General features: G+C 39.2%; 9 protein-coding genes and 1 pseudogene. 2 read left to right on the plus strand and 8 right to left on the minus strand.

What is annotated here, in order from left to right; translation table 11 throughout:
* Window positions 1-185: 185 nt before the first annotated feature.
* The 5 genes from hpsJ-B to DSM106972_RS05720 all read right to left on the minus strand — a co-directional run bounded on the left by hpsJ-B (window position 186) and on the right by DSM106972_RS05720 (window position 3,695).
* Complete coding sequence (gene hpsJ-B / locus DSM106972_RS05700; protein WP_127079650.1) at window positions 186-1,025, minus strand: hormogonium polysaccharide biosynthesis protein HpsJ; 840 nt, start codon at window positions 1,023-1,025, stop codon at window positions 186-188.
* Between the two features lie 299 nt (window positions 1,026-1,324).
* The gene (locus DSM106972_RS05705; RefSeq protein ID WP_127079652.1) at window positions 1,325-1,924 is read right to left on the minus strand and encodes a TIGR04282 family arsenosugar biosynthesis glycosyltransferase; all 600 of its coding nucleotides are present in this window, start codon (window positions 1,922-1,924) and stop codon (window positions 1,325-1,327) included.
* A gap of 79 nt (window positions 1,925-2,003) precedes the next feature.
* Window positions 2,004-2,534 carry a pilus assembly FimT family protein gene (locus tag DSM106972_RS05710; protein ID WP_127079654.1) on the minus strand — a complete coding sequence of 177 codons (531 nt, stop codon included), beginning with the start codon at window positions 2,532-2,534 and terminating at the stop codon, window positions 2,004-2,006.
* A gap of 617 nt (window positions 2,535-3,151) precedes the next feature.
* Entirely contained in the window at window positions 3,152-3,337 is a 186-nt protein-coding gene (locus DSM106972_RS52480) for a DUF433 domain-containing protein (RefSeq protein ID WP_201800683.1), read from the minus strand.
* Window positions 3,315-3,695, minus strand: a complete 381-nt coding sequence (locus DSM106972_RS05720; RefSeq protein ID WP_201800684.1) for a hypothetical protein — start codon at window positions 3,693-3,695, stop codon at window positions 3,315-3,317. The genes DSM106972_RS52480 and DSM106972_RS05720 overlap by 23 nt, the downstream gene beginning before the upstream one ends.
* Window positions 3,696-3,913: 218 nt before the next feature.
* On the opposite strand from DSM106972_RS05720, the gene DSM106972_RS51210 reads away from it, so the two are divergent.
* Together DSM106972_RS51210 and DSM106972_RS05725 are read left to right on the plus strand one after the other, a co-directional pair.
* Window positions 3,914-4,090 carry a hypothetical protein gene (locus tag DSM106972_RS51210; RefSeq protein ID WP_158632771.1) on the plus strand — a complete coding sequence of 59 codons (177 nt, stop codon included), beginning with the start codon at window positions 3,914-3,916 and terminating at the stop codon, window positions 4,088-4,090.
* A 38-nt stretch (window positions 4,091-4,128) separates the two neighbouring features.
* The gene (locus DSM106972_RS05725; RefSeq protein ID WP_127079656.1) at window positions 4,129-4,749 is read left to right on the plus strand and encodes a Uma2 family endonuclease; all 621 of its coding nucleotides are present in this window, start codon (window positions 4,129-4,131) and stop codon (window positions 4,747-4,749) included.
* Between the two features lie 96 nt (window positions 4,750-4,845).
* Here DSM106972_RS05725 and DSM106972_RS51215 read toward each other — a convergent pair whose 3' ends face one another.
* The 3 genes and pseudogenes from DSM106972_RS51215 to DSM106972_RS05735 all read right to left on the minus strand — a co-directional run.
* Window positions 4,846-4,992, minus strand: coding sequence for a hypothetical protein (locus DSM106972_RS51215; RefSeq protein WP_158632772.1), 147 nt, complete (start codon window positions 4,990-4,992; stop codon window positions 4,846-4,848).
* 69 nt (window positions 4,993-5,061) lie between these two features.
* Window positions 5,062-5,583, minus strand: a complete 522-nt coding sequence (locus DSM106972_RS05730) for a XisI protein (protein ID WP_127079658.1) — start codon at window positions 5,581-5,583, stop codon at window positions 5,062-5,064.
* Between the two features lie 57 nt (window positions 5,584-5,640).
* Window positions 5,641-6,112 (minus strand): annotated as a pseudogene (locus DSM106972_RS05735) (hypothetical protein); the annotation flags it as partial.

The raw sequence follows: 6,112 nt of genomic DNA on the forward strand, positions 1-6,112 counted from the left end.
TGGAGATTTTTTTATTTGGAAGTCCCTAACTGAGTGAAGCTTTAAAGATTCTACCCTTCGGGAAAACTTCGTTTACGCTACGCTCAGAATGACAATTTACACCTTTCTAACTCCCAACTCCCAACTCCCAACTCCTAACTCCTAACTCCTAACTATTCTCAGCACTCAGCACTTTCTACTCAGCACTATCTTGCGGTCGCTTTGCGTGTGCTACTTTGTCCCATACCCATACTTCTCATACCAGTCCAACCGATAATGATGTAACCAATAGAAAGTAACAAGCTGCTCATACCAATACGTAAACCAGATTTCCAAGCTTGGTCTTTAGCTTGTTTTTCGGCACTTTCTTTTTGCTCACGAATCTGACGCTTTTGTTGGTCTGCAAGCTTTTGAGGGTCGCTTTGTGAAGCAATAAAGTCATCGAGTACTTTGGGGTCTGTCTTAGCTTTTTTAAGCACATCTTTTACAGCAGCAGGAACATTTGGATTTTCTTGTGCTTGCTTAAATTTCTGCTCGTCTTTAAGAATGTCGTTTAACTGTGCTTTGGTTTGAGCTTTTTGTTTTTCAAGTTCAGCTTTAACTTGGTCGTTACCTAACTGAGCTTGAACTTGAGTTAATTGGTTGTTGAGTCGGGTTTCTTGCTGTTCTGCTTGTCTGCCAATTTGCTCAACGGTTTGTGCGCTAGCTTGACGAACGTTATTTAAGTGCAAAGGAAAAATCAGCAAAAACATCAAGCCTAAAATACTAGATAGGACGAATGCGGGTAATCTTAAATCAAAACCGCCAAATCTTTCATCACCTTCAAAGCTATCTGCCCAATATCCCGCAATTAATAATCCTAAACCGACCATAGGCACAATACCCCGGTCTACCAAAGCAGTAGCCAAACCAATTTGCCAACCTCTATCAGTTGGTTGAAAAGGAAACAGCAAAATTATAAAGTCAATAAGAAAAGACAAAAGTAGGATAATTCCCCCTACCTTAAGGGTTCTTGAAGCAGTGGCGGCAGCAAAACTGTTAATCATACGTTCTAGTTTTTGTAGTACAAGTGATTGTTATTACTTAAAGTTACTGGAATATGGTTCCCATAACCTTATCTGTTCTTTACGTTTACGACAACAATTTATAGATAGTAATAATTTTTTACTTCATTTTTCAGAACTACACCACGCTAGCACCTAGTTTTCACAGTGTCTTCAGAAAAATTACGGTATTAAAATATACCTTGATTATTGTGGAATGGGCATCCCTGCCCGTTCTAAATATCGGGCGGGCAAGCCATTCTAAATATCGGGCGGGCAAGGATGCCCACCCCACAAGATGGTTAATTCTGTTGCAAATTATGCCACACCTCCAAGTCTTCGGGACGGTCAACATCAGCAAGCGGCGCCAAGCATTGATAACATAGCCCTAAACTATGTGCAACATTTATAGTCTGCTGTAACACTTTAGAGGTTCCCCAATTGATATTTTGGAATAACTCAGGAATTAAACGGCGTAACCCAATTAAATAATAGCCCCCATCCAAAGCTGGACCCAGCACCAAATCTACGTCATTGAGATGTGCAAACGCCGTAGTTAAGATTTGTGCATCAATACCAGGACAATCACTGCCAATAATAATAGTTTTACAGGCGCCTACTTTAAAAGAATTATGAAAAGCGCTCGCCATACGCTCACCCAAATCACCCTCACCCTGTGGCTGATATACTAAACCAGAACCTAACCAAGCCTGCATTAACTCTAAACTACCACCAGAAAAACGCACCTCCATAGAAACATTCAATGGTAAAACTTGAGACAAAGTATGCTCAGTCATTTCACGATGAAGATTAGCCGCACCATCGGCGCCAAGTTTAGGAATTAAACGAGTTTTAGTCCGGTTCGGTTCAGGGTAACGAGTAAAGAGTATTAAATGATGCATATCGTAGGGGCGGGTTAACCCAAATCCTTAATATTCATTAAAATATAGCCAAACCCGCCCCCAAAACCCGTGCCATCAATCAATAACAATATCGACCATTTTCATCAGGTTCATCATGTTCAGTCCCCGAACGCATGGCACCCAAAATAGTAGACACAAAAACACAACGTTTCATCTTACCGCCAAATTTACTTGATAGCGTTAACCTTCCAAGTGGAGGATTTACAGTACCTCGAAAATCAAAAACAGTTCTACGAACACCATTATGGCGTTGCATTGTAGTTTCCGTGTCTAGCACAATATTAGGCTCCAGTTCATACCATTGAGCGAGTGCAGGACTAACACTAACAGGATGAACAGCCCATTTAACAACTTCATCCTCAACCTTAAAACTCGCCTGATACTTAACCTTATCCTTCATCGCTTGACTTTGGGCATTACGTAAAGCTAGGTAAACTTGGTCACTAGCAGCACCAAGGCGCCGAGCCTCAATAAAGCCCAGCCAACTAGGAACAGCAATTGCGGCTAATATACCAATAATAAAAACCACAACCAATGTTTCCAGTAAAGTAAAACCACTACTGGTAGAAAAGCTATATTTATTCCGCATTATAGGGTGGTAAATGCATTCAGAGAATTTACAAGCGGTAAATGCACCCTATAACCCAAGAAACCCGGTTTCTTCGACACTAAAAATTACAATCTTCAAGTAAACGAAAAGAAACCGGGTTTCTCAACGCAGCGAAAAAACCCGAATAACAAAATTTACAAGTAGACGCACCAACTCGCGCGAGCCAAATAAACTCAAAAACTTAACAACAGTAAAATCTTAGAAGCTACTACTAATTCCGTATAAGCTCGTTAAAAGTAATTAGATGAGCCGATAATTTTTCTGCAAATTACGGGTCATGCAAACTAAACAAGCAAAGGTCATAACTGTGGCTTGTACAAAATTATTCTAATCACGCACCAAATTAAACCGAAACCGCAAAAAAACGGAATTAAAACTGCATTTTATAGGCTAAGAATCAGAATTTGCTGGGGATCAGATATTTTTTAAGTATGATTACTCATATGAATTTAATCCCCCCAACCCCCCTTAATAAGGGGGGCTAAGAATGATAATCAAATCAAATTAAAATCTTGTAGGGATGAGCATACTCTTGTGGAGCGGGCATCCTTGCCCGCCCCAATATTTAATTATATTTTACAATTGCCGCTTCAATGTCATTTGCATATGCTTGAGCGTAAGACCAAGCATTTGCGTGCGTCAACATCTGATAAAGTCGGATAATTATCTAAAATTTTGGCTTCACTTAAACCTGAGCTATGGTAACTTACTAATAACCAAACAGGGATACGAGTTTCTTTAATACAAGCATCACCAACCTTAATTTGGTGGACTGCTGCCACCGTTACGGTCTCGCAAATACTCCCAGATATGCTGTATTTGAGTTCTGAACTCTTGACGGTCGATAGCTGCTTGCTGCCTATCTTGCGCTGCTTGTTCTCTATCTTGTGCTGCTTGAAGAGCCAAGTTATTGACGTTTTCAGTTACGTTATCAACCTTTACAGTTAGGTCATTCATTTTTACAGTTAGGTCATCCATTTTTACAGTTAGGTTATTGACGTTTTCAGTTAGCTGGATAATATTGGCTACTAATACATCAATCGTATTGCTTTGTGCAGCAACCGCTTTCTCGGTATTGGTAAAACGATTTTCTAAACCCTCTAAGCGGTCATTTACAGACTCTGGTTGATTTGTTGCCATAAGTTTCCCTATTTTTCGATAATTTTAATGCATTTATCCGAAACCGGATAGCTTTTTCACCTATTAACTTTCGCTCTTGTTATACCATTAAGTGGCTATAGTGTCTACAATGGCTGCATATCCATTTATTATTTAAATAGCCAGTATAATAAAATATGACTATACAACCACTATTGTATGTAGTGGCTATAGTGGCTATATTTAAGGAGTAATGTTAAATGGCTGATAAAAATATGGTTCAAGTAAGACTAATATTGCCTGAAAGTTACAGAAGACTTTTTAAGGCATACTGTACAGAGATAGGTACAGATATGAGTAAAGAAGTAGCACAAATGATTGAAGAGAAATTGATTAAAGCTGGTAAATTACAACACACTGTAGGAAAAAGTCAATAACTTGGTGTTGATGTATAAATTTTAATTGGTAAAACCTTATGACCCAAGCTTTACCCAAACTAGTAACCTTTGAAGAATTTGCCGCATGGCGCCCAGAGGGAGGACGTTACGAGTTACATGATGGAGTGATTGTTGAAATGGCACAACCTGTAGGTGGTCACGAGGGAGTTGTAGGTTTTTTGGTTGAAGAGATTGTACCTGAATATAAGCGGTTAAAATTACCGTACTTCCTGCCCAAAACCGCATTAGTCAAACCACCCGGAAACGAATCAGGTTACTCGCCTGATATTTTGCTGCTAAATCGTAAAAACCTTGTTAATGAACCGCTATGGAAAAAAGAGTCAACGGTTATGGATGGTGCATCCGTACCCTTAGCGATTGAGATTGTAAGCACAAACTGGCGAGACGATTACCATAAAAAGTTTGCTGACTATGAAATTATCGGTATTCCTGAGTACTGGATTGTTGATTATGCTGCGTTAGGGGGACGGGAATTTATAGGCAACCCCAAACAGCCTACTATTTTTGTTTGCGATTTAGTCGATGGGGAATATGTAAAGAGGGCGTTTCAAGGTAATGATTTAATTGTCTCACCTTCTTTTCCTAACCTTAACTTTACCGCGCAACAGGTTTTTGATGCCGCTCTTACAGAAGACTAAATAATATATTCTTGTGGAATGGGCATCCTTGCCCGTCTTTACTAATCAAAAATCTCGTGTGCAATTTTACTGTGCCATCAAATTTCGTAATTGTTGCTACTCTCTTAGCCATGTCCATAGTGTAATTCTAGCTGCGGTATAGGCGCCTATTTTTTCAGCAGAAGCTTTTAGTGCTGCGCGATACTGCTCCATTGGTGGTGCATCACACAAGAGTGATTTTTTAACTACTTTAGGGTCAATCAAATAATTTTCTATTTCTTTCCTTTCCCAATACCAACCTAAAGGAACTTGTGTACCACTTTCTGTAATGTATCAATTGCGTGGTATAGCTGTTGGAGAAAGAAAAGCAGAAATAACTAACTTAGAGCTAGTAGTTGTGACGCGCCTCTTTAATGAGGCACCTACAGATTGATTCTGTGTAAGCGTGTTTATTAAAGAATACAATATTCTGGGTTGCGAGCTTCTAAGATGAGGTGGTACTAGTCCTAAAACAATGTTCGATTTTGGAATACCTACTTTTGCTAACTCTTCACCAATTTCAATATCTGTTTTATTTTGTTGAATCCAAACTTTATCTTCAATAATATCAAGATGAAGAAGAGGATTAAAAATGTGTTCCGACCCGTTCCAGCCTGTTCGCAATAGTTGGTAACGGTCGTTATGAGTATCAAAAACAGTTACAATTGGAATTGGCTGATTATCTTCTGGGGTATCAGCATGGGCGGAAAGAACTTCCATAATTAGCTTACGGTATATTTCTTTTATAGGCGCCTCAACTTGATTACGAGAATCCTCAACGGTTTGATTTGTTACTGTTCTAGATTCGGTATCCATTGCTCTATCTCCTGTGTTGTATCATTCACAAGCGCGCAAGGACGACAACGTAAGTGTTTAAACTTTTTCGTTCCCAAACAGCCATTCGGACATCTCTTCTTGTTGTTGCCAATTAATTATTCCTACTAGAAAATCATCAAGTTGCTTGGTGTTTAACTTTTGGAGTTGACTAACTATCTGTGGAGTCAGAATATCTGAACCAAATTTTACTCTAATGAGAGTCATTGCAGACTCAATCTTGCCTTCTAGTTTGCCTTTTAGTTCGCCTTTTAGTTCGCCTTTTAACTCAGCCTTGTTCATTTCAGCTTCATACCAAGCATCGATTTCTGCCATCGTTCTCATAAAATCTTCGTCCTCTGGAGTTAAGTTATCGGTAGGTATGTCTCGTAGGTAAACACAGTATTTAACACATGTACTTATTATATCATTTTTCTCCCGGCGATTCGGCGCTAAGAGGATGTTTGAAAAGTATCTGTGAATGTCATGCTGAGGCACGAAGCATCTCAGTATATAGTTTGAAACCCTAGAT

Source organism: Dulcicalothrix desertica PCC 7102 (assembly GCF_003991905.1).
GTDB classification, from domain to species: Bacteria; Cyanobacteriota; Cyanobacteriia; order Cyanobacteriales; family Nostocaceae; genus Dulcicalothrix; species Dulcicalothrix desertica.

Excerpts from the sequence above, each read along its gene's own strand:
- hpsJ-B (WP_127079650.1), bottom strand. The coding sequence starts at position 1,025 with ATGATTAACAGTTTTGCTGCCGCCACTGCTTCAAGAACCCTTAAGGTA.
- DSM106972_RS51210 (WP_158632771.1), top strand. The coding sequence starts at position 3,914 with ATGGCTGATAAAAATATGGTTCAAGTAAGACTAATATTGCCTGAAAGT.
- DSM106972_RS05705 (WP_127079652.1), bottom strand. The coding sequence starts at position 1,924 with ATGCATCATTTAATACTCTTTACTCGTTACCCTGAACCGAACCGGACT.
- DSM106972_RS05710 (WP_127079654.1), bottom strand. The coding sequence starts at position 2,534 with ATGCGGAATAAATATAGCTTTTCTACCAGTAGTGGTTTTACTTTACTG.
- DSM106972_RS05720 (WP_201800684.1), bottom strand. The coding sequence starts at position 3,695 with ATGGCAACAAATCAACCAGAGTCTGTAAATGACCGCTTAGAGGGTTTA.
- DSM106972_RS05725 (WP_127079656.1), top strand. The coding sequence starts at position 4,129 with ATGACCCAAGCTTTACCCAAACTAGTAACCTTTGAAGAATTTGCCGCA.
- DSM106972_RS05730 (WP_127079658.1), bottom strand. The coding sequence starts at position 5,583 with ATGGATACCGAATCTAGAACAGTAACAAATCAAACCGTTGAGGATTCT.